General features: G+C 68.6%; 25 protein-coding genes and 1 tRNA gene. 13 read left to right on the top strand and 13 right to left on the bottom strand.

Annotated features, from left to right (window positions below; translation table 11 throughout):
• Positions 1–3 precede the first annotated feature (3 nt).
• Positions 4–1,026 carry an aspartate-semialdehyde dehydrogenase gene (locus tag BLQ77_RS08740; RefSeq protein ID WP_008886759.1) on the bottom strand — a complete coding sequence of 341 codons (1,023 nt, stop codon included), beginning with the start codon at positions 1,024–1,026 and terminating at the stop codon, positions 4–6.
• Positions 1,027–1,462: 436 nt separating this feature from the next.
• Between BLQ77_RS08740 and BLQ77_RS08745 the strand changes: the two genes are divergently transcribed.
• The gene (locus tag BLQ77_RS08745) at positions 1,463–3,349 is read left to right on the top strand and encodes a polysaccharide biosynthesis protein (protein WP_089957987.1); all 1,887 of its coding nucleotides are present in this window, start codon (positions 1,463–1,465) and stop codon (positions 3,347–3,349) included.
• A gap of 114 nt (positions 3,350–3,463) precedes the next feature.
• Here BLQ77_RS08745 and BLQ77_RS08750 read toward each other — a convergent pair whose 3' ends face one another.
• Positions 3,464–4,306 (bottom strand): LOG family protein, encoded by an 843-nt coding sequence (locus tag BLQ77_RS08750; protein ID WP_008886567.1) that lies wholly within the window; start codon positions 4,304–4,306, stop codon positions 3,464–3,466.
• A gap of 76 nt (positions 4,307–4,382) precedes the next feature.
• Here BLQ77_RS08750 and BLQ77_RS08755 point away from each other — a divergent pair, with 76 nt between their 5' ends.
• Positions 4,383–5,300 (top strand): threonine/serine dehydratase, encoded by a 918-nt coding sequence (locus tag BLQ77_RS08755; protein ID WP_089957990.1) that lies wholly within the window; start codon positions 4,383–4,385, stop codon positions 5,298–5,300.
• A 4-nt stretch (positions 5,301–5,304) separates the two neighbouring features.
• Here BLQ77_RS08755 and BLQ77_RS08760 read toward each other — a convergent pair whose 3' ends face one another.
• From BLQ77_RS08760 to cobU, 3 genes are read right to left on the bottom strand one after another with little or no spacing between them, the layout of a single operon-like run.
• The gene (locus BLQ77_RS08760; protein ID WP_089957993.1) at positions 5,305–6,075 is read right to left on the bottom strand and encodes an adenosylcobinamide-GDP ribazoletransferase; all 771 of its coding nucleotides are present in this window, start codon (positions 6,073–6,075) and stop codon (positions 5,305–5,307) included.
• Positions 6,072–7,082 carry a nicotinate-nucleotide--dimethylbenzimidazole phosphoribosyltransferase gene (gene cobT, locus BLQ77_RS08765; RefSeq protein WP_089957997.1) on the bottom strand — a complete coding sequence of 337 codons (1,011 nt, stop codon included), beginning with the start codon at positions 7,080–7,082 and terminating at the stop codon, positions 6,072–6,074. The genes BLQ77_RS08760 and cobT overlap by 4 nt, the downstream gene beginning before the upstream one ends.
• Before the next feature lie 2 nt (positions 7,083–7,084).
• On the bottom strand, positions 7,085–7,591 hold the full coding sequence (gene cobU, locus BLQ77_RS08770) for a bifunctional adenosylcobinamide kinase/adenosylcobinamide-phosphate guanylyltransferase (RefSeq protein ID WP_089958000.1): 507 nt from the start codon (positions 7,589–7,591) through the stop codon (positions 7,085–7,087).
• Between the two features lie 43 nt (positions 7,592–7,634).
• Here cobU and BLQ77_RS08775 point away from each other — a divergent pair, with 43 nt between their 5' ends.
• The gene (locus BLQ77_RS08775; protein WP_089958002.1) at positions 7,635–8,222 is read left to right on the top strand and encodes a histidine phosphatase family protein; all 588 of its coding nucleotides are present in this window, start codon (positions 7,635–7,637) and stop codon (positions 8,220–8,222) included.
• A complete protein-coding gene (gene cbiB / locus BLQ77_RS08780; protein ID WP_165617062.1) occupies positions 8,219–9,154 on the top strand; it encodes an adenosylcobinamide-phosphate synthase CbiB in 936 nt (311 codons plus the stop codon). The genes BLQ77_RS08775 and cbiB overlap by 4 nt, the downstream gene beginning before the upstream one ends.
• Before the next feature lie 9 nt (positions 9,155–9,163).
• Here the strand turns inward: cbiB and BLQ77_RS08785 are convergent, their stop codons facing one another.
• The gene (locus BLQ77_RS08785; protein ID WP_089958008.1) at positions 9,164–9,880 is read right to left on the bottom strand and encodes a response regulator; all 717 of its coding nucleotides are present in this window, start codon (positions 9,878–9,880) and stop codon (positions 9,164–9,166) included.
• A gap of 132 nt (positions 9,881–10,012) precedes the next feature.
• Between BLQ77_RS08785 and mce the strand changes: the two genes are divergently transcribed.
• The gene (gene mce, locus BLQ77_RS08790; protein ID WP_008886919.1) at positions 10,013–10,417 is read left to right on the top strand and encodes a methylmalonyl-CoA epimerase; all 405 of its coding nucleotides are present in this window, start codon (positions 10,013–10,015) and stop codon (positions 10,415–10,417) included.
• A 9-nt stretch (positions 10,418–10,426) separates the two neighbouring features.
• On the top strand, positions 10,427–10,714 hold the full coding sequence (locus BLQ77_RS08795; protein WP_008887111.1) for a DUF1467 family protein: 288 nt from the start codon (positions 10,427–10,429) through the stop codon (positions 10,712–10,714).
• A gap of 32 nt (positions 10,715–10,746) precedes the next feature.
• Here BLQ77_RS08795 and BLQ77_RS08800 read toward each other — a convergent pair whose 3' ends face one another.
• Positions 10,747–11,448, bottom strand: a complete 702-nt coding sequence (locus BLQ77_RS08800) for an EI24 domain-containing protein (protein ID WP_089958011.1) — start codon at positions 11,446–11,448, stop codon at positions 10,747–10,749.
• Positions 11,445–12,023 (bottom strand): nitroreductase family protein, encoded by a 579-nt coding sequence (locus BLQ77_RS08805; protein WP_089958440.1) that lies wholly within the window; start codon positions 12,021–12,023, stop codon positions 11,445–11,447. The genes BLQ77_RS08800 and BLQ77_RS08805 overlap by 4 nt, the downstream gene beginning before the upstream one ends.
• Positions 12,024–12,148: 125 nt before the next feature.
• On the opposite strand from BLQ77_RS08805, the gene BLQ77_RS08810 reads away from it, so the two are divergent.
• Positions 12,149–12,406 (top strand): DUF167 domain-containing protein, encoded by a 258-nt coding sequence (locus tag BLQ77_RS08810; protein WP_089958015.1) that lies wholly within the window; start codon positions 12,149–12,151, stop codon positions 12,404–12,406.
• An 18-nt stretch (positions 12,407–12,424) separates the two neighbouring features.
• Here the strand turns inward: BLQ77_RS08810 and BLQ77_RS08815 are convergent, their stop codons facing one another.
• Positions 12,425–12,658 carry a DUF8831 family protein gene (locus tag BLQ77_RS08815; RefSeq protein WP_008886483.1) on the bottom strand — a complete coding sequence of 78 codons (234 nt, stop codon included), beginning with the start codon at positions 12,656–12,658 and terminating at the stop codon, positions 12,425–12,427.
• A 150-nt stretch (positions 12,659–12,808) separates the two neighbouring features.
• Here BLQ77_RS08815 and BLQ77_RS08820 point away from each other — a divergent pair, with 150 nt between their 5' ends.
• The 5 genes from BLQ77_RS08820 (at position 12,809) to BLQ77_RS08840 (ending at position 15,188) form a co-directional block, all read left to right on the top strand.
• Positions 12,809–13,519: a M48 family metallopeptidase gene (locus tag BLQ77_RS08820; RefSeq protein WP_008887282.1), complete on the top strand. Its 711-nt coding sequence runs from the start codon at positions 12,809–12,811 to the stop codon at positions 13,517–13,519.
• Between the two features lie 96 nt (positions 13,520–13,615).
• Positions 13,616–13,873: a DUF6455 family protein gene (locus BLQ77_RS08825; protein ID WP_089958017.1), complete on the top strand. Its 258-nt coding sequence runs from the start codon at positions 13,616–13,618 to the stop codon at positions 13,871–13,873.
• 24 nt (positions 13,874–13,897) lie between these two features.
• Positions 13,898–14,182, top strand: a complete 285-nt coding sequence (locus tag BLQ77_RS08830; RefSeq protein ID WP_242661665.1) for a DUF6455 family protein — start codon at positions 13,898–13,900, stop codon at positions 14,180–14,182.
• A gap of 5 nt (positions 14,183–14,187) precedes the next feature.
• Positions 14,188–14,451 carry a DUF6455 family protein gene (locus BLQ77_RS08835; RefSeq protein WP_089958021.1) on the top strand — a complete coding sequence of 88 codons (264 nt, stop codon included), beginning with the start codon at positions 14,188–14,190 and terminating at the stop codon, positions 14,449–14,451.
• A 368-nt stretch (positions 14,452–14,819) separates the two neighbouring features.
• The gene (locus BLQ77_RS08840) at positions 14,820–15,188 is read left to right on the top strand and encodes a phosphotransferase (protein ID WP_089958024.1); all 369 of its coding nucleotides are present in this window, start codon (positions 14,820–14,822) and stop codon (positions 15,186–15,188) included.
• Here the strand turns inward: BLQ77_RS08840 and BLQ77_RS08845 are convergent.
• Positions 15,154–16,137, bottom strand: a complete 984-nt coding sequence (locus BLQ77_RS08845) for a complex I NDUFA9 subunit family protein (protein WP_089958027.1) — start codon at positions 16,135–16,137, stop codon at positions 15,154–15,156. The genes BLQ77_RS08840 and BLQ77_RS08845 overlap by 35 nt on opposite strands.
• 151 nt (positions 16,138–16,288) lie before the next feature.
• Here BLQ77_RS08845 and BLQ77_RS08850 point away from each other — a divergent pair.
• Positions 16,289–16,375 (top strand) — tRNA-Leu (locus BLQ77_RS08850).
• A 201-nt stretch (positions 16,376–16,576) separates the two neighbouring features.
• Here the strand turns inward: BLQ77_RS08850 and BLQ77_RS08855 are convergent.
• From BLQ77_RS08855 to BLQ77_RS08865, 3 genes are all read right to left on the bottom strand, one after another.
• Positions 16,577–18,862: an Ig-like domain-containing protein gene (locus BLQ77_RS08855; RefSeq protein WP_131822002.1), complete on the bottom strand. Its 2,286-nt coding sequence runs from the start codon at positions 18,860–18,862 to the stop codon at positions 16,577–16,579.
• Between the two features lie 429 nt (positions 18,863–19,291).
• The gene (locus BLQ77_RS08860) at positions 19,292–20,578 is read right to left on the bottom strand and encodes an NAD(P)/FAD-dependent oxidoreductase (protein ID WP_089958033.1); all 1,287 of its coding nucleotides are present in this window, start codon (positions 20,576–20,578) and stop codon (positions 19,292–19,294) included.
• A 490-nt stretch (positions 20,579–21,068) separates the two neighbouring features.
• Positions 21,069–22,769: an ABC transporter substrate-binding protein gene (locus BLQ77_RS08865; RefSeq protein WP_207545828.1), complete on the bottom strand. Its 1,701-nt coding sequence runs from the start codon at positions 22,767–22,769 to the stop codon at positions 21,069–21,071.
• Positions 22,770–22,832 lie beyond the last annotated feature (63 nt).

Below are 22,832 nucleotides of genomic sequence, written 5' to 3' on the forward strand. Positions count from 1 at the left end.
GTGTCAGCCTTTCTTCAGCGCCTTCTGGCCAAGCACCTCGGCGATCTGCACGGCGTTGAGCGCCGCGCCCTTGCGCAGGTTGTCCGAGACGCACCAGAAGTTCAGGCCGTTCTCGATGGTCGAGTCCTGACGGATGCGGCTGATGAAGGTGGCGAAATCGCCGACGCATTCCACCGGGGTCGCGTAGCCGCCGGGCTCGCGCTTGTCGATCACCATGATGCCGGGCGCCTCGCGCAGGATGTCGCGGGCCTCGTCCTCGTCGAGGAAGTCCTCGGTCTCGATGTTGATCGCCTCGGCGTGGCCGACGAAGACCGGCACGCGCACGCAGGTCGCGGTGACCTTGATGCTCGGATCCACGATCTTCTTGGTCTCGGCGACCATCTTCCACTCTTCCTTGGTCGAGCCGTCGTCCATGAAGACGTCGATTTGGGGAATGACGTTGAAGGCGATCTGCTTCTGGAACTTCTTCGGCGGCACTTCGGTCACCGGGTTGTAGACCGCCTTGGTCTGATCCCAGAGCTCGTCCATGCCTTCCTTGCCCGCGCCCGACACCGACTGGTAGGTCGACACGACGACGCGCTTGATCTTCGCACGGTCATGCAGCGGCTTCAGCGCAACGACCATCTGCGCGGTCGAGCAGTTCGGGTTCGCGATGATGTTCTTCTTGGTGTAGCCCATGACCGCGTCGGCGTTCACTTCCGGCACCACCAGCGGCACATCGGGGTCGTAGCGGTAGAGCGACGAGTTGTCGATCACCACGCAGCCCGCTGCCGCGGCCTTGGGGGCATATTTCTTGGTGGCATCCGAGCCCACGGCAAAGAGCGCGATGTCCCAGCCGGTGAAGTCGAACGTGTCGAGGTCCTGGGTCTTGAGTGTCTTGTCGCCAAAGCTCACTTCGGTGCCGAGCGACCGGCGCGACGCAAGCGCGGCGAGCTCGTCCACCGGAAACTCGCGCTCGGCGAGGATGTTCAGCATTTCCCGGCCCACGTTCCCCGTGGCGCCAGCGACAACGACCTTATAGCCCATCTGGCTCTCCTTCGGTTTTTCCGCCCGCGCGCACGCTTGTCTGCGGCGCGTAGGGCTGGCGCGCCTCATACCGTATGGCATGGCACAACGAAAGGGTCTTTACAGAGAAAGCGCGATGGGAGCGAATCACCGACGCAGCCCAGCGATGGCATGGCACCGATGCCATGTGACGTAAAGTTGAGCAAACGGTCGTTTTGTGCGCATATGGTGTGGATGCCCCTGTTCCGTCGGAAGAAACCCGCCAATTCTCGCAGGTGCAGAAATTCCAGACTTGTCTACGGATTGGGCATTCGCGTAGATGGAACCAACTTTTGATCACTGGTTGGGCAGATGAGTGACGTCATGCGCCGCGTAATCGTGGGCCGTTTCGCCGAAGGGTGCCGGACAATTTTCAGGAACTCGTTGAACGGACCGCGTTCGTGGAGGTCGAACTAAAATGCTCTACAGGCTCGTCACGTCTCTGACGCGGACGCAGAAGCAGTGGCTCTTCATGCTCATGGACGCAGGCGTCATCGCGATCGCGATGATCTCGGCCATGGCGCTGAACGCCGCCGTCAATCCCGACCTTCCGGGCACCGACCAGCTGATCCCGATGATCCTCGGACTGGTGGTCACGGGCAGCGCGCTGTCGTGGTGGTTCGGCCTGCCGCGCTTCACGCTCAACGCCTATGATACGCGCGGCATCGTCCGCACCGCCGGCTTCGCGCTGGTTTGCGGCGGCTTCGGCGGGCTCTTCAACGGCATGATCGTGCCGCCGCTGTCGCTTGCGGTCTACTTCAACTTCTCGCTGTTGCTGCTGGTGCTCGCCGCCTCGTGGCGGATCCTGCTGCGCTACGCCACCATCGAGGTCTACCGCCGCGGGATGAACCGCATGCGCGTGCTGATCTACGGTGCCGGCCAGACCGGCCAGCAGCTCGCCGCGGCGCTGCGCCACGACCACGCCATCGAGCCGGTGGCCTTCGTCGACGACAATCCGACCCTGCAGAGCCAGGTGATCGCGGGGCTGCGGGTGCACGCGCCCTCGGCCATCAAGGAACTGATCGCCCGCAAGGGCATCGAGCGCGTCGTGCTGGCGATGCCGTCGATCAGCCAGCCGCAGCTTGCCCGCATCGCCCACCGCCTGCGCCTGATCGGCTGCGAGGTCCACGCCCTGCCGTCTTTCGCCGAGCTGGTCGGCGAACGCGAGCTGAAGAAGCGGGTCTCGCCGGTGTCGCTCGACGACCTGCTGGGCCGCAACCGGCTCGAGGCCGAGCTGCCGGGCGTCAGCCACGCCTACAGCGGTCGTCGCATCCTCGTGACCGGGGCCGGTGGTTCGATCGGCTCCGAGCTCTGCCGCCAGCTCATCGCCTGCAAGCCCGACTGCGTGGTGCTCGTCGATCATTCGGAACTCGGGCTCTACAACATCGACAAGGAACTGCGCGACATCGCGCATGGCATGACCATCGTGCCGATCCTCGGCTCGGTGCTCAACGAGCAGCTGATGGCCGAGATCATGCAGGAGCACCGCATCGAGGTGGTCCTGCACGCTGCGGCCTACAAGCATCTGCCGCTGGTCGAATGCAACGTGCTCTCGGGGCTCAACAACAACGTCATCGGCACCAAGGTGCTGGCGGACATCGCCCGCGAGGCCGGGGTCGAGCGCTTCATCCTCGTCTCCTCGGACAAGGCGGTGCGGCCGACCAACGTCATGGGGGCCTCCAAGCGCCTCGCCGAGCTTGTGGTGCAGGATCTCGCAACCCGCAGTGCCGGCACCCGGTTCTCGATGGTGCGCTTCGGCAACGTGCTGGGCTCGTCGGGCTCGGTGATCCCGCTGTTCGAGGAACAGATCGCCCGCGGCGGCCCGGTCACCCTGACCGACCCCAAGGTGACGCGCTATTTCATGACCGTCTCGGAAGCGGCGCGGCTGGTGCTGCTGGCCGGCTCCTTCGCGCGCGGCGGCGACGTCTTCGTGCTCGACATGGGCGACCCGGTGCCGATCAAGAAGCTGGCGCGCCAGATGATCGAGGGCGCGGGCTACACCGTGCGCGATGCCAAGCACCCGGACGGCGATATCGAGATAGAGATCACCGGCCTGCGCCGGGGCGAGAAGCTGCACGAAGAGCTGCTGATCTCGCCGGACATGCTGACCACGCCGCACCACAAGATCCTGCGGGCGCAGGAAAGCTACCTCTCGGAGTTCGAGATCGCGACCGCGCTCAAGGACCTGCGCAGCGCCATCGCCGGGCTCGACGAGGACATGGCCCGCAGCGTGATCGCCCGCTGGGTCGAGCGTTGCAAGGATGCCGAGCAGACCGCCCAGGCCGACGAGAAGGCCCGCGTCTGAACGCATGAGCCCTTGCGGGGTGCCTGAGGCAGGCCGCGGGCAGGGGCACGGATTTCCGGAAAGTCAGAGACAGGCAGGAGGCGGCGTCGCCCCCTGCCTTTGTCATCTCGGGACTCAGCGCCCGGGAATGTCGTCGCGGGCGGGGGCGGGGCCCCATTCCTCGATCACGGCCGCGGCCTCTTCGGCGCTCTCCACGAAGCGGAACAGGTCGAGATCCTCGGGGCTGATGGTGCCCGCGTCCTCGAGTGCTTCCCAGTTGATGATCTTCTCCCAGAAGGCGCGGCCGAAAAGCAGGAACGGCACCCGCTCCATGCGGCCGGTCTGGATCAGCGTCAGCGCCTCGAACATCTCGTCGAGCGTACCGAAACCGCCGGGGAAGACGCAGATCGCCCGCGCGCGCATCAGGAAGTGCATCTTGCGGATCGCGAAGTAGTGGAAGTTGAAGCAGAGCTCCGGCGTCACGTAGGTGTTCGGCGCCTGCTCGTGCGGCAGCACGATGTTGAGCCCGATCGAGACGCCGCCCGCCTCTTCCGCGCCGCGGTTGCCCGCCTCCATCACGCCGGGGCCGCCGCCGGTGGTGATCACGAACTCGCGGTTGCCGCTGGCGATGGACTTCTCGGTCATGCGCCGGGCAAAGAGCCGCGCCTCCTCGTAGAAATGGGTCAGCTCGGCGAGGGTCTTGGTGCGGGCGGTGTGGCGCTCCTCGGGCGAGGGGATGCGCGCGCCGCCAAACAGCACCACGGTGGAGTCGATGTTGCGTTCGTCGAGGATCAGCTGGGGCTTCAGCAGCTCGAGCTGCAGCCGCACCGGGCGCAGTTCGTCGCGGCAGAGAAAGCCTTCGTCGGCGAAGGCGAGCCGGTAGGAGGGGGCGCGGGTCTGCGGGGTGTCGGGGATCTGCTCCGCGGTCTCGCGGTCCCGGCCGGCATCGCGGAAGACGGAGTGGCGTTCGTCGTTCATTCCTGGGGGTATCCTTGTCCTGCCCGTCTTCAGACTATAGCGTCCGCCCTCGTCGCGTCATCAGGGGAACGTCAGAATGGACTGGAAACACGCAATCAACGAGGCCGCAGCCCGGATCGAAGGCCACGCTCAGGTAACCCCGGTGATGACTAGCGACGCGCTCTGGGATCGCCCGGTGGAGCTGAAGCTCGAGCAGCTGCAGCATACCGGCAGTTTCAAGGCGCGCGGCGCGTTCAACACGCTGCTGGCCGGGCCGGTGCCCGAGGCGGGCGTGGTCGCGGCCTCAGGCGGCAACCACGGCGCGGCGGTGGCCCATGCGGCAACACGGCTGGGGTTCGGGGCGCAGATCTTCGTGCCCGAGATGGCGGGCCCTGCGAAGATCGCGCTGATCGAGCGCACCGGCGCTGCGCTGACCGTGGTGCCCGGGGAATACGCCAACGCGCTCGAGGCCGCGCGCGCCTACGAGGCCAGCACCGGCGCGATGCAGGTCCACGCCTATGACGCGCCCGCGACCGTGGCCGGGCAGGGCACCCTGACCCGCGAGTGGGAGCGGCAGGGGCTCGAGGCCGACACGCTGCTGATTGCCGTTGGCGGCGGCGGGCTGATTGCCGGTGCGCTGGCGTGGCTGCAGGGGGCGCGCAAGGTGGTGGCGGTGGAGCCCGAGACCTCCTGTGCGCTGTCGGCGGCGCTCGAGGCCGGCGAGGCGGTCGACGTCGAGGTCTCGGGCGTGGCGGCGAATGCGCTCGGCGCGCGCCGCATCGGCGGGATCTGCTTCGAGCTGGCGCAGGCCCATCTGGGCGAGAGCGTGCGGGTGACGGACGCGTCGATCAACGAGGCGCAGCGGGCGCTGTGGCAGACCCACCGACTGCTGGTCGAGCCCGCGGGAGCGACGGCGCTGGCGGCGCTGCGCTCGGGGGCCTACGTGCCGGCGCCGGGCGAGCGGGTCGCGGTGCTGCTCTGCGGCGGCAACATCGCGCCGGACCCGCTGGGCTGAGGCGTCAGAGCGCGGCGCTCAGCACCAGCCAGCCGGCGGTTTCGGCGCAGAGCTGTGTCGCGCCCAGCACGTCTCCGGTCTGGCCGCCGAGCGCAGCCCGCGCCTTGCGCGCCACGAGGGCGGCGGTGCCGAGCATCGCCGCCACTGCCAGCACCCCGGCCACGCCGGTGATCAGGCAGAGCAGCAGTGCGACGGAGAGCCCGGGCAGCCAGGCGCTGCGGTCGGGCCGCCCGGGTGTCGCCATGCGGCCCAACCCGTCGGCCCGTGCCGGCGGCAGCCCGTCGAGCACCAGCAGCATGGCAAACCGGCTGCCCACCCCCGCCAGCAACAGCGCGGCGGCGCTGCAGGGTGCCTCGGCCAGCGCGCCGAGCGACGCGGCGCCAAGCCCGACGGCAAGAATCAGCGCCAGCGCGCCGTAGCTGCCGACGCGGCTGTCGCGCATGATCTCAAGCCTCCGCGCCCTGTCGCGGCCGCCCAGCCCGTCAATGAAATCCGCCAGCCCGTCATGATGCAGCCCGCCGGTGGCCAGCGCCATCGCGATGAGCGCCAGGATGCCGGCGGCCAGCGATGCGAGCCCAAGCGCGCTGCCCCCCGCGAGCACCGCCCAGCCGATCAGCCCGAGCGGCAGCCCGGTGAGCGGAAAGGCCCAGCGGGCGGCGGTCATCGGCGGCGGCGGCATGGGGAAGCTGCCCGCCGGCAGGCGGGTCAGCATCATCAGCGCCAGTCGTGTCTCGCGGATGCGTTCGCCGAGGCGTACGCTCAGGCTGTCGCTCACGCTCCCGCGACCCCGGCCTCGGCGAAGGTGGCCATGCCGTTGTGGCAGGCCAGCGCTCCGCGCAGGACGCCAAGCGCCAGCGCCGCGCCCGAGCCCTCGCCAAGCGCCATGCCGAGATCGAGGATCGGGCGCTTGCCCATGGCCGAGGTCATGCCGCGATGCCCGGGCTCTGCGCTGGCGTGACCGATCAGGCAGTGGTCCAGCAGCTCGGGCCGGGCCGCGTGCAGGGGGGCGACCGCGGCGGTGCAAATGAAGCCGTCGAGCAGCACCGGGATCCGCGCCAGCCGCGCCGCCAGCACCGCGCCGCAGATCGCCGCCTGTTCGCGCCCGCCGAGCGCCGCCAGCAGGCCGATGCCGCTGACGCCGGAATGCTGCGCTACTGCGCGCGAGACCACCTCGGCCTTGTGCGCGATGGCCGCCGTGTCCGAGCCGGTGCCGCGCCCGACCCAGTCGCGGGCCGCGCCGCCGAACACTGCATGCGCCAGCGCCGCCGCCACCGTCGAGTTGCCGATGCCCATCTCGCCGAGGATCAGCACATCCGCCTGCGGGTCTACCGCGTCGGCACCACGTTGCAGGGCGTCGAGCGTCTCGGCCTCGTCCATGGCGGGGGCGGCGGTGAAGTCGCGGGTCGGGCGGTCGAGCTCGAGCGCCACCACCGAGAGCGCGGCGCCGTTCAGCTTGCAGAGCTGGTTGATGGCCGCACCGCCGCGTTCGAAATTCGCCACCATCTGGGCGGTGACCTCCTGCGGGAAGGGGTTCACCCCCTGCGCACAGACGCCGTGGTTGCCCGCGAAGACCAGAGCCTGCGCGCGCTCGATCACCGGGCGCGCCTGACCGCGCCAGCCGGCGAGGAACTCGGCCAGCTCCTCGAGCCGCCCGAGCGAGCCCGGCGGTTTGGTGAGCTCGAGCTGTCGGGCGCGCGCCGCCTCGGCCGCCTCGGTGTCGAAGGCGGGGAGGGGCAGGGTCTCGACATCGCGCAGCGCGGCAAGGAGGGGGCGGTCGGTCATGGTCACTTCACTTTCATCGGGTGGCCCGCGACGCAGAACCAGAGCTCGTCGCAGGCGGCGGCGATCTGCTGGTTCACCAGCCCGGCCGCGTCGCGGAAGTCGCGGGCGAGCTTGTTCTCCGGGACGATCCCGGCGCCAACCTCGTTGGTGACAAAGACGACCGGCGCCCGCAGTTCCGGCAGCAGCGCCGTGAGGCGCCGGGTCTCGGCCTCCCAGTCGCGGCCCGAAAGCATCAGGTTGGTGAGCCAGAGCGTCAGGCAGTCGACCAGGCGGGGGGCGGTGCCGTCGCTGTCGCGCAGGGCGCCCGCGAGGTCCAGCGGCGCGCCGATGGTGTGCCATTCGGGGCCCCGGCGGGCCTGGTGACGGGCGATGCGGTCGGCCATCTCGTCGTCGTGGGCCTCGGCTGTGGCGATGTAGATCGCCGGCTGACCCAGCGCGAGCGTCATGCGCTCGGCCTCGCGGCTCTTGCCCGAACGGACGCCGCCGGTGATGAGGATCGACTTTCCCATGGAGCCGTGACAAAGCAGGTTCCGCGCGATTTGGAAAGCCTCGATGACGCCGCCTGACAGCAACGAGATGCTCTTGATCCGGCACGCCCCGGCCGACCACGGCGGGCGGCTTTGCGGGCGTACCGACGTGCCCGCCATCCTGCCGTCCGAGGCCGGTCTGGCGCCCCTGCGCGGCTGGCTGTCCGGCTGCACCCGGGTGGTCACGAGCCCCGCTCTGCGCTGCGTGCAGACCGCCGGGGCGCTGCTCCCCGATCATGCGCGTCCCACCGACAACCGCCTGTGGGAACAGGATTTCGGCGCCCATGACGGGCTGCCCTTCAGCGATCTGCCCGACCTCGGCCCGCTTCCGCGCGCGGCGCTCGCCGCACACAGCGCGCCGGAGGGCGAGAGCTTTGCCGACGTGGCAGAGCGCCTGCGGCCCCTGTTCGACGAGCTGACGGCCGCCGCGTCTGACGGGCCGCTCGCGGTGGTGGCCCACGCCGGGATCGTGCGCGCGGCGCTGGGGCTGGTGGCGGGAGACGTCGCCACGGGGCTGCTCTTCGAGGTGGCGCCGCTCTCGGTCACGCGGCTGCGTTGTCACCCGGGCGGGATCTCGGTCGTGGCGGTGAACTGGGCGGGGCCGGGCGCATGAGTTTCGCCGCGATGATGGCGCTCGCCTTCGCGATCGACGCGCTGGTCGGCTGGCCCGATGCACTGTTCCGGCGCATCGGGCATCCGGTGGTCTGGATCGGCAGGCTGATCACGGCGCTCGACCTGCGGCTCAACGGCGGCAGCGTCGCGCAACAGCGTGCCGCCGGGGCGCTGACCGTGGCGGTGGTGCTGACCGCGGCACTGGTCCCGGCGCTGCTGGTGCAGGTGCTGCTGCCGGACGGGGCCCTTGGTATCGTGATCGGCGGCATCCTTGCCTGGCCCTTCCTCGCGGTGCGCTCGATGCATGACCATGTCGCCGCGGTGGCGCGTCCGCTCGCCGCCGGAGATCTCGCCGGGGCGCGGCAGGCGGTGTCGATGATCGTCGGGCGCGATCCGCAGCGGCTGGATGCCTCGGGCGTGGCGCGGGCGGCGCTCGAGAGCCTCGCCGAGAACAGCTCCGACGGCATCGTGGCGCCGCTGTTCTGGGGCGTGATCGGAGGCCTGCCGGGTATCGTCGCCTACAAGGCGGTGAACACGATGGATTCCATGATCGGCCACCGCAACACCCGCTACGAGGATTTCGGCAAGGTGGCGGCGCGGCTCGACGATCTGGTGAATCTGATACCGGCGCGGCTGACGGGGCTGTTCTTCGCGCTGGCCTCGGGGCGCCCGGCGACGGCGCTGCGGGTGATGGCGGCGGATGCGGCGCAGCACCGCTCGCCCAATGCCGGCTGGCCCGAGGCGGCGCTGGCGGGCGCGCTGCCGGTGCGGCTTTCGGGGCCGAGGGTCTATGGCAATACCATCGCCGACGAGCCTTGGGTCAACGCGGCAGGGCCCGACGCGGATGCGCCGTCCCTGAGCCGGGGGCTCGGGCTCTATCGCCGGACCATGGTGCTTTGCGGGCTGCTGCTGGTGGTGCTTGCGCTGCTGTGAGCAGTGCGCTCAGATCGCCACGCGGTCGGCGAGGCGGTCCTGCACCAGCCCCGCGACGCGGACGATGTCGGCCTTGGTCGGCCGCCCGTCGGCGCGGGCCTCGGCCAGCCCCTGGGCCGCGGCCTCGAGGACGTGGTCGCCGGCGCTGTACGCCACACCGCGCAGGAACTGCGTCACGTAGTCGAGCATCCGCTCGTCGCCACCGTCGCCCAGCACGTCGGCAGCATGCGCCATGTCGTCGCGGTAGGCCAGCGGATCGGGGCGGATCGGCTCGTCCACGACCATCCGCAGGCCGCGCGGCTGACGCTCGGGCGGGAGGTTCGAGATGATCTCGCTCTGGAAGGTGGTGACGCTGGCGATGGGCTTGGGCAGGAAGCCATCGGCGCCCGCGGCCAGCGCCACATCCTCGGCAAAGCTGTCGCCGCTGGTCCCGAGAATGACCGCGACCCGGGGCAGGGCCGAGGCCAGCTCCGAGATCAGCTCGGCGCCGGAGCCGTCGGGCAGCCCAAGATCCACGATCACGACGGTCGGCCGATACACCATGAGGTGCCGCCGCGCCGATTGCAGGCAGTCCGCGCGGCGAATGCGCGCGCCGCTGCGCAGGCACAGCAACCGCATGGCGTCGCAGGCGTAACGGCTGTCCTCGACCGCCAGCACCGTCATGCCGAGAAGCGGCCGGGTCGCGGTGGGGCGCGGAAGCGGGGTGTATCCATCCGAGTCGGTCATCACGTTCTCCTTTGGGCTTTGACCGATTCATTACCTGTCGTCCCTAACGGGCGGTTAACGCTCGCACCATCTTGCGAAAATGACGTGGCAGGGGCCATAAGCAGGGGGAGAGCTTACGCAAGGGAGGAACCCATGATCGGTCGTCTGAACCACGTTGCCATCGCCGTGCCGGATCTCGAGGCCGCCGCCGCGCAATACCGCGACACGCTGGGCGCCAAGGTCGGTGCGCCGCAGGACGAGCCGGACCATGGCGTCACCGTGATCTTCATCGAACTGCCCAACACCAAGATCGAGCTGCTCTACCCGCTGGGCGAGAACTCCCCGATCCAGGGCTTCCTCGACAAGAACCCCTCGGGCGGCATCCACCACGTCTGCTACGAGGTCGACGACATCCTCGCCGCGCGCGACCGGCTCAAGGACGCGGGCGCCCGGGTGCTGGGCACGGGCGAACCCAAGATCGGCGCCCATGGCAAGCCCGTGCTATTCCTGCATCCCAAGGATTTCCAGGGCACGCTGGTCGAGCTCGAGCAGGTCTGAGGCGGCGACATGGCGATCACATCCGCGCTCGTGCTCTATGCGGTGATCTGGTTCATGACCTTCCTGGTCGTGATCCCGTTCCGGCTGGAAACCCAGGGGGACCGGGGGGAGGTCGTCGAGGGCACCCATTCCAGCAGCCCCGAGGTGCACAACCTCCGTCGTAAGGCCCTCATCACCACCGGCATCGCGCTGGTGGTGTGGGCGATCATCGCGGGCGTCATCCTCTCGGGGTGGGTCACCGTGCGCGACATCGACGGCTGGATGTTCAACCGGATGGGCCCGTCGTCTCTCGACTGACGGGCCCTTCGCTCTGCGGCCTGACCGTTTGGTCAGGCGGTGACGGAGCGTGACTGAAGCCTGTGGAACAGGTGGGTGAAGGTGGCGGCACCGAGGATCGGCACCAGCAGGTTCACCAGAGGGATGGTCAGCGGCACAACCATCAGCACGCCGGCGATCCAGATCGTGACGAAATGGCGCTTGCGCAGCCGCGTGGCGCCATCGCGCCCGACCCGCCGGATCGCCGCCAGCGTGAAGTATTCCCGCCCGAGCAGGTAGCCGTTCAGCCCCCAGAAGATGAACGGCGCGAGCGGCGCGAAGAGCAGGTAGAGCACCAGCGCCACTATGTTGGCGAGGATGAGCACCCCGAGAAATCCGATCGAATCCCGGATGTTCTCCATCAGCGACAGCTCGTTTGCCGGGCCGAGCGCCGGGTAGTGCCGGTCCTCCACCGCCTGCGCCACGTCGTCGAGGAAGATGCCGGTGATGGCCGAGGCCACGGGCACCATCAGGAACACCGAGAGCAGCAGCATGAGCGGGATGGCGCCCCAGCTGATCGCGTCGTCGACCCAGGTCACCGAGCCGATCCACGGCAGCGAGACGCTGTCCCCGAGGAACCAGCCCACCACCTGCACGAAGACCACGTAGACCGCGATGAAGATCGCGACCGTGATGCCTAGCCCCTTGAGCAGCACCCGCTGGAAGCGCGGGTCGCCGAGCTGGCCGATGGCGGCGAGGAACGCGGCCGGAATCACTGCGACACCCACTCGGTGATGGCGTCGAGATCCGGGCGCGGGCGGTCGGGCGGGGCCGAGGTCTCGGTCCCGAGGTGCAGGAAGCCCGCGATGCGCTCGTGCGGAGCGAGGCCGAGCTCGTCCTCGACGAAGGGGCGGTCCTCGGCGATCCAGCCGGTCAGCCAGTTGGCGCCCCAGCCGCTCGCCAGTGCCGCGTTCAGGAGGCCGAGGCAGACGGCGCCGGCGGAATAGGTCTGCTCGATCGCGGGGATCTTCGGGCTTTCCTTGGGCGATTCGATCACCGCGACGCAGAGATGGCTGTCGGCGAACTGCTTCTGCCCCTTGGCGGCCACGTCCGGGTCGAGCCCCAGCGCCTCGCCCCGGGCCAGCGCGGCGGCGGCGAGCCGCTCCAGCGCCAGGCCCTCGAGCACGACGAAGCGCCACGGCTCGAGCTTGCCGTGGTCCGGGCTGCGCGCGGCGGCGGTCAGGATCGGCATCAGCGCCGCGCGGTCGGGGGCGGGACCGGTGAGGGTCTTGGCCGGGCGCGAGCGGCGGCTCAGCAGGAATTCCATCGCCGCGGGGTTCGGTGTGGGCATGCAGGTCTCCATCGTTCGTCGAGGTCATATGTCAGGCTTTGGGGCGGGGGATTCAACCGCCCGCGTTGCCGCCCGGGGCAGTGGCTGCTAAGCCCGCCCGGAACGACGCGATACGGAGACCGATCATGGCGAAGGCGACCCTTGCCCATCTCGCGGTGCCCGGAGCGACGCTGGCGCTGCGGGTGACGCCCCGCGCCTCGCGCAACGAGATCCGCGAGGAGGGCGATCAGCTCAGGGTGCTGGTGACCACGGTGCCCGAGGACGGCAAGGCCAATGCCGCCGTCGCCAAGCTGCTGGCCAAGGCACTTGGCGTACCGAAATCGCGGCTGACCCTGATCCAGGGCGCGACGTCGCGCGACAAGGTCTTCCGGATCGATCCCTGACCCTGTTCGCGCGCGAACTCAGTCCTCGTCGCGGACGTAGACGCCTTCGGGCAGCGAGATCGCGGCGGCGAGATCGCGCATCTGGGTCATGGACAGGGTGATCTTCTGGACGCTGTCGGTGCGCGGGTCGTATTGCTCGACCGTGACGCAATCCTCGAACCCCGAGACGATCACGTCTTCCTGCAGATAGGTGCTGCCCTCGTCGACGAGGGTGACGACCGTGGCGTCGAATTCGTGCTCGATGCTGAACATGAGGCCAGCCTAGCGCAGCTGTTTTGCCGTGCCCATACCGAAAAGACCCACCCTCGCGCGCAGTGATCGCGTGACTCTGGCGCGGGAGGGTTCGCCCGCCTATGCTGAAGGCGAACGCCCGCTTCCCGGCACCGGAGAACCCCAGCCCCCATGCGTCGATTTCTCTATCTCGCCCTTGTCCTGCTTGCCGCCTGCGAGGCCGTGCCCACCGTCACTCCGCCGGGTGGACAGGCGTCCGGCTCGCCCGAGGCGCGCGAGGCCGAGCGCGCGACGCGGCAGTTTGTCGAGGTCGCGAGCACGCTCGAGCCGGTGGTGGAATCCGAGTGTCGGCGCCTGACCTCCGGGCTGAACTGTGATTTCCTGATCGTCGTGGACGACCGCATGGGCGACGAGCCCAACGCCTTCCAGACGCTCGACCGCAACGGCCGTCCGATCCTTGCCTTCAACATCCCGCTGATCGCCTCGGTCGAGAACGCCGACGAACTGGCCTTTGTCATGGGCCACGAATCGTCGCACCACATCCTCGGCCACCTCGCGCGGGTCGAGGAGGACGCCGCCGTGGGTGCGCTGATCTTCTCGGGGATCGCCTCCATGTCCGGTGCCACCGCCGCAGACGTGCGCTCGGCAGAAGAGTTCGGGGCCAGCGTGGGCGCAAGGACCTTCTCCAAGGAATACGAGCTCGAGGCCGACCAGCTTGGCACCATCCTCACCATGATGGCGGGCTACGACCCGGTGCGCGGGGCCGAGTTCTTCATGCGCATCCCCGACCCGGGCGACCGCTTCCTGGGGACGCACCCGCCGAACTCTGCCCGAATCGCCATCGTCCGCCGCACCGCCGCGGCCTACGCCGCGACGAACTGAGCGCTCCCGGTCACGTTGACCTGCATCAAGGGCAGCGGTCAGCCGTCCTGCTAGGCTTTGTCTCATGAGAGACAGCTACCCTTGGGGGATGTTCAGATGCCTGGCGCAACCGACTTCAAACGGCACGCGATGCTTGTCGACCACATGGCCACCACACTGGGCCTCGATCTCGAGGAACAGATGATGCGGGGGCGGCTGTCCCTGTCGCAGCTCGAGGACGCGGTGCTGAGCTGCACCGGCTGCACCCAGCCCTGTGCCTGCGAACAATGGCTCGGCGCGCAGGCCGAGACCGCTCCCGACGCGCCGGACTACTGCCGGAACGCCGCGCTCTTCGAAAACCTGCGCGATACCTGACGCATGGCAGAGGAGGACGACAAGATGTTCGATACCCGGCCCCATCAGCCGCTCGGTGACCCGCAAGAGCATTACTGGCTCGTGCAGCGCATGGCCCAGGCGAACGGAACCGATCTCGTGCTGGCCACCGATGCCGGCATTCTGACACAGGAAGACTGGGCCGGGATGGTCCAGCGCTGCCGCGGCTGCAAATGGACCGACGGCTGCCAGCGCTGGCTCGACCGGCCCGAGGACGCCCTGCGCGACACGCCGGAAGATTGCGTGAACCGCGCGCATTTCGCAGCCCTGCAGGAGCTGCTCGGGGAGTAAAGACGATGACGCAGACGCTTGGAGATCCCGCAAGGCATTTCTGGATGACGCGCAGCGTCGCTCGCGTCATGGGGCTGAACCTGTCGGAGGAGATGCACATGGGCCGGCTCGATCCGGCCCAGTATGCCCAGATGGTTACCTGTTGCCGGGGCTGCGCCCTGGTCGAGGCCTGCGAGGGCTGGCTCGGCAGCCAGACCGGCATCGCCAGCCTGCCGCCTCCCGGCTGCCGCAACGCCGCGCTTCTGTCGCAGCTGAAGCGCCCGCATTGAACGCGTGCTGAGGGCGGGCCTGCCCGACCCGGCACGCTGGGGCCGCTCCGGGCCGCTCGTTCCCTGCGGGGTGGGCGCCCGGCATGCGGTCTGGCGCTGCGACGATCTCGTCATCAAGAGCACCAACCGCGCCGAGCCGGCCCTGCGCTGGCTCGCGCCCGTTCATGCCCGCGCCCGCGCGGCAGGGCTAATCGTGCCCGAGCCGGTCCCCGCGATTTCGGGGCTGCTGGTTTCGGGCGGCTGGACGGCCGAGCGGTTCCTGCCGGGGCCGGGTGCTTCGGCGGGTGATCTGCAGGAGCTGGCGCCCCGGATCGTGGCGTTTCACCGACTGTCGCGAGGGGGTGCCACCGCGGCCCGGCGTGCCGGGGATGGTGGCGCTGCTGCGCGAGGGCAGGGGCGGGGACGTCAATCTATGGGCGATGCCGCGTCGACTGGCGCAGGCGATCCTTGCCGCGTTTCTCGCGGTGGCGTCAGAGCCCGCAGGCCTCGTGCATGGGGACCTGAACCCCGGCAACGTCATCCTGACCTCGAACGGGCCGGCGCTGGTGGACTGGGACGAATCGCGAGCCGACCACCTGTTTCTCGACCTCTCCCCGCTGGGAGCCCGCCAGAGCGTCCGGCAGCGCCGCGCGGCGCTTGCCTACGAGGTCGCCTGCTGCTGGAGAGTCGAGCCGGAGAGGGCGCGCCGCCTGGCGCGCCGGCTCATTCCATCCGCAGGTTCCGGGCGGATTCCTTGATGGCGTCGTATTGCCCGGAAGGACGGAAGCGCCACAGGTAGTCGGGCAGCACCGCCTCCATCGAGGTGGGCGCGATGCCGAGCTCCTCGAAGCCCCTGGCACCGTCCGAGACCACGTTGTCGCGGCGCAGCGACTTCACCTGATCGCGGGTGATCTGCGCCTTGAAGAGCCCGCCGGTCAGGGTCTGCAGAAGCTCGAAGCTCCACCCCATGATCGAGGCGAGGCGGAAGGGGATGTTGGCCACGAACCGCCGTCGACGGATCACCGACAGCATCTGGCCGATCAGGTCGCGGAAGCTTTCCGCATCCGGGCCGCCAAGCTCGTAGACGCCGGGAGCGGCCTCGCCGGTGACGCCCATCACCGCCGCGTGGGCGACGTCGTCGACATAGACCGGCTGGAACTTCGTGTCGGCGCCGACCAGCGGCAGCACTGGACCCATGCGGGACATCGAGGCGAAGCGGTTGAAGAACTGGTCGTCCGGCCCGAAGATCACCGAGGGACGCAGGATCACGGCGTCGGGCATGTGCTTGAGCACCGCTTCCTCGCCAAGCGCCTTGGTGCGGGCATAGCCGCTGGCGCTGTCCGCGTCGGCGCCGATGGCCGAGATCTGCACCATGCGCGCCACGCCCTGTTCGGCAGCGATCCGGGCAATGCGCTCGGCCCCGTCGTGCTGCACCGCGTCGAAGCTGTTCTTGCCCTTGGCGTCGAAGGTGCCCACGCAGTTCACCACCGCGTCTGCGCCTTGCATGACGGCGCGCACCGAGTCGTCGTCGCGGATGTTGCAGAGCACCGGCTCCACCTGGCCGACAACGCCGTAGGGCTTCACGAAGATCGCTTCGTTGGGGCGGCGCACCGCGACACGGACGCGCCAGCCAAGCTTGGCCATGCGACGCGCGACGTAGCGCCCAACAAAGCCGGATCCGCCGTAGATGGTGACGAGTTTGCTCATGGCCGTGCTCCTGCTGCGAGGTTCCGAGGTCTTGAATACCGGCCTGACGGGGTCGCGGCAAGGTGCCGTGGGGGCGGATGGAAAACAAACCGAAAAAAGGTCGTTGACACCATCTCGCGGGCCGCGTAAACGCCTGCCTCACACCACCTGTGCCCAGGTGGCGGAATTGGTAGACGCGCTGGTTTCAGGTACCAGTGGCTTAACGGCCGTGGAGGTTCGAGTCCTCTCCTGGGCACCACTACTCCCAAGCAAAACAATAGTTTCGCTGTGATCCTTCGGGATCGAGGGGAGTGGTGTGTTTTTCGTACACGAATGGTTCTGCTGGACTGGCACGCGGCGGGATTGCCCCGCCACGGCCCTGCCGACATGCGCCGGTTTTCGATGCGGGGACCGGGGCCGAGACACCGTCTGCGCGGCGGCCCGACCCCGGCCCTGAACCTCAGCCGATCGCGAAATCGAGCGAGTCGCTGCTGAGGTCGAGTGCGAATTCGTTCGAGAACACGTCGAACTGCACGAGGTCCGCCTGCGCTCCGGTCGAATAGACCGGGCCGAAGGAGCCTTCCGCCACCGCGCCCAGCACGCCGGCGCGGTAGAAGCCCTCGAGCAGGGCGAGGCTGTAGCCCACGTTGATGTTGAGATCGGTGTCGTTCGAGAAGGTCTCGCCCTCGGCCTCGAAGACCAGCTCGTATTCGACCATGCCGTCGCCGTTGTCGTCGTACTGGCTGGCATTGCCGTACTGGGTCGCGCCGGCAAGGTTGAACTCGAAGGTGTCGCCGTTCTCGAACACGATGTCCGCGACGATGTCGCCGGCATCGAGCACGAAGTCCTGCAGGAAGTTCAGCCCGGCGAAGAGATCGAGGTCCAGAAGCTCGATCCCGGCCTCGACGCCCGTCTCCCAGAAGTCGCTGAAGAAGTCGATCCCGAGGTCGAACGGATTCACCCCGCCGAAGAACAGGTCGGCGATGGCCTGATCCGCGTCGAGGTTGAGCTGCAGCACGTTGTTCGAGGCGCCGTCACCCTCGAAGATCCCGCCCCCGGAAGAGGTGCCGGTGACGTCGAGCTCGGGCCATGCCAGCGTGGCCGAGAGCGCGTCGTCGCTGTCTCCGATCTCGAACGGCGGCGAGGTCTCGCTGTCGTAGTCGATCAGCGACTGGCTGCCGTTCTCGTTGATGCTTGGGCTGAAGGCGCTGAACCCGGCGATCTCGAGCGAGGTGCCGACGGCGATCTCGAGGATCAGGTCCAGCATGTAGCTCAGCGACGGCCCGTCGGTCATGAAGCCGCCGCCTGCCAGCGCCACCGTCGGGTCGAGCTGCAGCACGTCGGTGGTGAGGTTGTAGAAGGCCTCGACCGAGACGTCGTAGGGCACGGTGACATCGATCGAGCCGCCCTCGAGCAGCAGCTCCTGCTCGAGCCCGACGCGGATGTCGTAGAACCAGCTGCCGCCAAGCACGTCGCCGCCCCAGTTGCCGCTGTCGGCCACGTCGAGCCCGAGGAACGGGATGTCCGGGTCGAAGACGAAGGCTGCCCCCGAATCCCAGATGCTCTGGTCGGTCGCGGTGAAGTCGATCACGCCCGCGGTCAGGTCATAGGCGGAGGCGATGTTGATCGTCGCCTGCCCGGTCTCGGTGTCGCCGTTGGACAGCTCCTGCGAGGTGGCGGTGAAGGTCAGGTCGAAGTCGAAATCCGCGTCCGGCAGGGTGAGCAGGTAGGACCGCGAGACGTAGTCCGTGGTGGTCACCGTGCCGAGCGTGTTGAGGGTAACCCCGAACGGCACCGCACTGCTGACGAGGCTGGCGATGAACTCCGAGTTGTCGTCGTCGGTCTCGGTCGCGATGACCTGCAGATGCACCTCGTGCACGTTGGACGTGGCCGAGGCGATGATCGAGACCTCGGGAACGTCCGCGACCGCCTCGACCCAGACGTTCACGGTGGCGTAGTCGGTGCCGCCGTTGCCGTCCGAGATGCAGTAGGTGAAGCTGTCGGCCCCGGCGTAGTCGGTGTCGGGCGTATAGAGCAGCGCGTCGCCCGGCAGCAGGTCGGGGTCGTCGCCGTCGACGATCTGCACGGTGCCGTGCATGGCGCCGAAGGCGTCGGTGATGGTCAGCGTGTCGCCATCCGCGTCGGTGTCATTGTCGAGCACCGAGAACAGCACGCCCACCGCCGTGTCGGAGGGGTCGTCGAGCCCCGAGGCGCCGTCCTCGAAGATGCTGTAGGAATCTTCCACCGCATCCGGCGCCGCGGGCGCCAGCGTGACCATCTTGGCCGACCCGCCGCGTCCGCCGGCCGGCGCGCCGATGCTGGTCACCCGCACGCCGAACTCGACCTGCGCGATGTCGTCCAGCGTAAGGTCCCCGGCCTCGTTGGACAGGGTGAAACTCGTCAGCTGGACGTCGCCCTTGTTTTTGCCGATCCCCGGCCCGCCGAACTCGACGCCGGCATCGTAGGGATCCGCCGCGCCGTGCATGTTGGCGCCATGCCCTAGGTCGATGACATCCCCGGTCTGGTAGTCCGTCACGTCGACGCCGAACGCCGACGAGTTCATCAGTTTCGAATCGTCGTTGAGATTGAAGAACAGGCCGCGGATATCGCCGACCTCCCCTTCATCTCCCGGCAGCACCTCAAGGGTGAACTCGATGGTGCCGTCGACCTCGACCGCAGTGACCTGGATATCCGGTCCGCCATCCACCCCTGGAATGACGAACGTGATGCTCCTTACGCAATCCATGACCCATTCTCCTCCCGTTACTACAGTGACAGCCCGTTTCCGGGCTTCTTTTCCGTGGGGTGCCGGGGCCGACCGCGATGCGCCCGTTGTCCGGTGCGGCCGGCGCGCGCCGGTGACCGGGAACACGACTCGTTTTGGTGGGCGTTAGAGAGGCCGTACTCGGAACAACCAATGGTAGAGCTTACGCCCGGTCAAAATAATCATCAATGCGAATTTCGCTATATTTGGTTAACGCGCGAGAAGGGGATGGCGAGGCACGGTTGGTGCCTGCGGCACGCCGTAGGGGCGCTTGCGGGTGAGAAGCTCTCTACGGAGCCTCCCCGACGCGGGCCTTACCCCGACCGCCCGCGCCCCACAGGCGCGCAGAGACGCAAATCGCACCGCAGGGGGCCTGCGGTGCGTCTGGTGTTCAACAGGCTCAGGAGGGGCTCACTCCGCGACGCTGCTGCGCGGTACCGCGATCCCCTGCTTGCCCTGCGTGATGAGGCGGGCGCTCTTCTGGCCCGAGGCGTGGGACCAGAGCCAGCTCAGCGCCACCGCCATGCGGTTGCGGGTGCCAATGAGGAAGTAGATGTGGGCGATGCCCCAGACCCACCACGCAAGCGCGCCCTTGAGCCGGATGGGGCCGAAGTCGGCCACCGCGGCCTTGCGCCCGATGGTGGCGAGGCTGCCCTGGTGGCGGTAGACGAAGCGGCCCGGATCGCGCCGGAGCCCGAATCGGGCCTTCAGCTTGCGGGCCACGAACTCGCCCTGCTGCTTGGCGGCGGGCGCGATGCCCGGCACCGGCTTGCCGTCGGCGTTGGTTGCCGCGGCGGTGTCGCCGATCACGAAGATCTCGGGGTGGCCTTCGAGCGTCAGGTCCTCGGTCACCGGAACCCGCCCGGCACGGTCGCCCGCGACGCCCAGCCACTGCGCCGCGCGCGAGGCCTTGACCCCGGCGGCCCAGATCGCGGTGCGCGCGGGGATGTGCTCGGTGCCCAGCGTGATGCCCTCGGGGTCGCAGTGGGTCACCGGCGTGCCGGTGCGGACCTCGACACCGAGCCGCTTCAGCGCGCCCGCCGCGTAGTCCGACAGCGATTCGGGGAAGGCGGGCAGGACGCGCGGCCCGGCCTCGACCAGCAGCACGCGGGCCTGACGGGTGTCGATGTTGCGGAACTCGCGCACGAGCGAGGTCTGCGCGAGCTCCGCGATGATGCCCACCAGCTCGACCCCGGTCGGGCCGGCGCCGACCACGGCGAAGGTCAGCAGCGCCTCGCGCTCCCTGGGATCGTCGGACCGTTCGGCCGCCTCGAAGGCCGAAAGCACTCGGCGCCGGATCGCCGTTGCGTCCTCGAGCGTCTTGAGCCCGGGCGCGGCGGTCTCCCAGTCGTCGTTGCCGAAGTAGCTGTGGCGCGCGCCGGTGGCGAGCACCAGCGTGTCGTACTCGACCGAGCCGCCGTCGGAGAAATGGACGCGCCGGTTGTCCTGGTCCACGGCCTCGACCTCGGCCATCAGTGTGCGCACGTCCTCGCGGTCGCGGAGCAGGCCGCGGATCGGCCAGGCGATCTCGGAGGTGGGCAGGATGGTGGTCGCCACCTGGTAGAGCAGGGGCTGGAAGAGGTGGTGGTTGCGCTGATCGACGAGGGTGATCTCGACGTCCTTCGCTTTCAGGGACCGGACGCAGGCGATGCCGCCAAATCCGCCCCCGACAACCACGACGCGATGCTTCTGTTCCATGGGTATCGTACTTTCGGGTCGTTCCAGACGCTCCTCCCGATGCGTCCGGACCTATTGGGTTTCCCCTTGGGGTGCCAGCCCGGAGATCGTCGCGACCCGCGTGGAAAGCGGTTTTACACCAAGATGTTAACTCACGGCAACGTGTGCCGTTGCATACCGTGCGCCGATGCCCGGCAAGCAGGCATCTCGAGGCGTCAAGAGACCGCGGTCGAGGCAATTTGTCGCCGAATCGGGTTCGTTGGAGCGCGTGGAGATGGGCAGGACGCGGGGGGCAAGGAGGCGCGCGCGCTGGACGTTCGCCGGGTGAGGCGCCTCTGGGAGGCGCGGGCTCAGACGCGCCGATGACCTGCCGGGCGGGGGCTCGTGCTGGCAAACGGCACCGGGGTCACACGTAAGGAACGGAAACAGAAACGGCGCCCGCCGGTGGCGCGCGCCGCAAGGGTCGTTCAGGCCGGGGCAGGCACAGGCGGCCGCCCCGAACCGCCGGAGCTTACTGCCAGGAGGCCACGAGCTCGTCGTAGGAGACGGTCTTCGGCTCCTCGCGCTCGTTCTCGATGGCGGGCTTCGGGGAGCCTTCCATCGACAGCCATTCCTCGGCGTCCTTTTCCTCGTTCATGACCGGGCCCAGGTCGCCCTGGATGCCGGCACGCTCGAGACGCTCCATCACGCGCTCCATGTCCGAGCAGAGGCTGTCGAGCGCGTCCTGCGCCGACTTGGCGCCGGACATGGCATCACCGATGTTCTGCCACCACAGCTGCGCCAGCTTCGGATAGTCCGGAACGTTGGTGCCGGTGGGCGACCAGCGCACGCGGTCGGGCGAGCGGTAGAATTCCACCAGGCCGCCGAGCTTGGCGGCGCGCTCGCTGAAGCTGTCGTGCTGGATCGTGCTCTCGCGGATGAAGGTGAGGCCGACGTGGCTCTTCTTCACGTCCACGGTCTTGGAGGTGACGAACTGCGCGTAGAGCCACGCCGCCTTGGCGCGGTCCTCGGGGGTGGACTTCATCAGCGTCCACGAGCCCACGTCCTGGTAGCCGACCTTCATGCCGTCTTCCCAGTAGACGCCGTGCGGCGAGGGGGCGAGGCGCCACTTGGGCGTGCCGTCCTCGTTCATCACCTCGGCGCTGTCCACGAGCGGGGCCACGAAGGTGGTGTACATGAACATCTGCTGCGCGATGTTGCCCTGTCCGGGGACCGGACCGGCCTCGGAGAAGGTCATGCCCATGGCCGAGGGCGGCGAGTACTTGTTCAGCCACTCGATGGCCTTCTCGACCGCGTAGACGGCCGCCGGGCTGTTGGCCGCGCCGCCGCGCGCCATGCAGGCGCCCACGGGCTGCGACTTCTCGTTCACCCGGATTCCCCATTCGTCGACCGGGAGGCCGTTCGGCTCGCCCTTGTCGCCCATGCCGGCCATCGACATCCACGCGTCGGTGTAGCGCCAGCCGAGCGAGGGGTCCTTCTTGCCGTAGTCCATCGAGCCGTAGACCTCGACGCCGTCGATGTCGCGGCCGGTGAAGAACTCGGCGATGTCCTCGTAGGCCGACCAGTTGACCGGAACGCCGAGATCGTAGCCGTACTTCTCCTTGAACTCGGCCATGATGTCGGGATCGGTGAACCAGTCGTAGCGGAACCAGTAGAGGTTGGCGAACTGCTGGTCGGGCAGCTGGTAGAGCTTGCCGTCGGGCGCGGTGGTGAACTGGGTGCCGATGAAGTCCTCGAGGTCCAGCGTCGGGCTGGTGACGTCGGCGCCTTCCTGATCCATCCAGTCGGTCAGGTTGCGCACCTGCTGGTAGCGCCAGTGGGTGCCGATGAGGTCGGAGTCGTTCACGTAGGCGTCGTAGATGTTCTCGCCCGACTGCATCTGGGTCTGCAGCTTCTCGACCACGTCGCCCTCGCCGATGAGGTCGTGGGTGATCTTGATGCCGGTGATCTTCTCGAAGGCCGGGGCAAGCACCTGGCTTTCGTATTCATGCGTGGTGATGGTCTCGGAGACGACCTTGATCTCCATGCCGGCGAAGGGCTGGGCCGCATCGATGTACCACTGCATCTCGGCTTCCTGCTCCTCGCGGGTCAGCGTCGACTGGTCGCCGATCTCGGCGTCGAGGAACGCTTTCGCGGCGTCCATGTCCGCCCAGGCCGGGCCTGTCAGCAGGCCGAGCGCGAGCGCCATGGATGTCGTTGTCTTCAGGTTCATGGTTTCCTCCCTTATCTGAACCGTTCGTGTGTGTTCCGGGGGCGGGCCTCCTCCGGCCCGCGC

Origin of the sequence: Salipiger thiooxidans (assembly GCF_900102075.1) — a bacterium.
GTDB classification, from domain to species: Bacteria; Pseudomonadota; Alphaproteobacteria; order Rhodobacterales; family Rhodobacteraceae; genus Salipiger; species Salipiger thiooxidans.

Coding starts and splice junctions, on each gene's coding strand:
- BLQ77_RS08740 (WP_008886759.1), bottom strand. CDS start 1,026: ATGGGCTATAAGGTCGTTGTCGCTGGCGCCACGGGGAACGTGGGCCGG.
- BLQ77_RS08745 (WP_089957987.1), top strand. CDS start 1,463: ATGCTCTACAGGCTCGTCACGTCTCTGACGCGGACGCAGAAGCAGTGG.
- BLQ77_RS08750 (WP_008886567.1), bottom strand. CDS start 4,306: ATGAACGACGAACGCCACTCCGTCTTCCGCGATGCCGGCCGGGACCGC.
- BLQ77_RS08755 (WP_089957990.1), top strand. CDS start 4,383: ATGGACTGGAAACACGCAATCAACGAGGCCGCAGCCCGGATCGAAGGC.
- cobT (WP_089957997.1), bottom strand. CDS start 7,082: ATGACCGACCGCCCCCTCCTTGCCGCGCTGCGCGATGTCGAGACCCTG.
- cobU (WP_089958000.1), bottom strand. CDS start 7,591: ATGGGAAAGTCGATCCTCATCACCGGCGGCGTCCGTTCGGGCAAGAGC.
- BLQ77_RS08775 (WP_089958002.1), top strand. CDS start 7,635: ATGACGCCGCCTGACAGCAACGAGATGCTCTTGATCCGGCACGCCCCG.
- cbiB (WP_165617062.1), top strand. CDS start 8,219: ATGAGTTTCGCCGCGATGATGGCGCTCGCCTTCGCGATCGACGCGCTG.
- BLQ77_RS08785 (WP_089958008.1), bottom strand. CDS start 9,880: ATGACCGACTCGGATGGATACACCCCGCTTCCGCGCCCCACCGCGACC.
- mce (WP_008886919.1), top strand. CDS start 10,013: ATGATCGGTCGTCTGAACCACGTTGCCATCGCCGTGCCGGATCTCGAG.
- BLQ77_RS08795 (WP_008887111.1), top strand. CDS start 10,427: ATGGCGATCACATCCGCGCTCGTGCTCTATGCGGTGATCTGGTTCATG.
- BLQ77_RS08805 (WP_089958440.1), bottom strand. CDS start 12,023: ATGCCCACACCGAACCCCGCGGCGATGGAATTCCTGCTGAGCCGCCGC.
- BLQ77_RS08810 (WP_089958015.1), top strand. CDS start 12,149: ATGGCGAAGGCGACCCTTGCCCATCTCGCGGTGCCCGGAGCGACGCTG.
- BLQ77_RS08815 (WP_008886483.1), bottom strand. CDS start 12,658: ATGTTCAGCATCGAGCACGAATTCGACGCCACGGTCGTCACCCTCGTC.
- BLQ77_RS08820 (WP_008887282.1), top strand. CDS start 12,809: ATGCGTCGATTTCTCTATCTCGCCCTTGTCCTGCTTGCCGCCTGCGAG.
- BLQ77_RS08825 (WP_089958017.1), top strand. CDS start 13,616: ATGCCTGGCGCAACCGACTTCAAACGGCACGCGATGCTTGTCGACCAC.
- BLQ77_RS08830 (WP_242661665.1), top strand. CDS start 13,898: ATGTTCGATACCCGGCCCCATCAGCCGCTCGGTGACCCGCAAGAGCAT.
- BLQ77_RS08835 (WP_089958021.1), top strand. CDS start 14,188: ATGACGCAGACGCTTGGAGATCCCGCAAGGCATTTCTGGATGACGCGC.
- BLQ77_RS08840 (WP_089958024.1), top strand. CDS start 14,820: ATGGTGGCGCTGCTGCGCGAGGGCAGGGGCGGGGACGTCAATCTATGG.
- BLQ77_RS08845 (WP_089958027.1), bottom strand. CDS start 16,137: ATGAGCAAACTCGTCACCATCTACGGCGGATCCGGCTTTGTTGGGCGC.
- BLQ77_RS08855 (WP_131822002.1), bottom strand. CDS start 18,862: ATGGATTGCGTAAGGAGCATCACGTTCGTCATTCCAGGGGTGGATGGC.
- BLQ77_RS08860 (WP_089958033.1), bottom strand. CDS start 20,578: ATGGAACAGAAGCATCGCGTCGTGGTTGTCGGGGGCGGATTTGGCGGC.
- BLQ77_RS08865 (WP_207545828.1), bottom strand. CDS start 22,769: ATGAACCTGAAGACAACGACATCCATGGCGCTCGCGCTCGGCCTGCTG.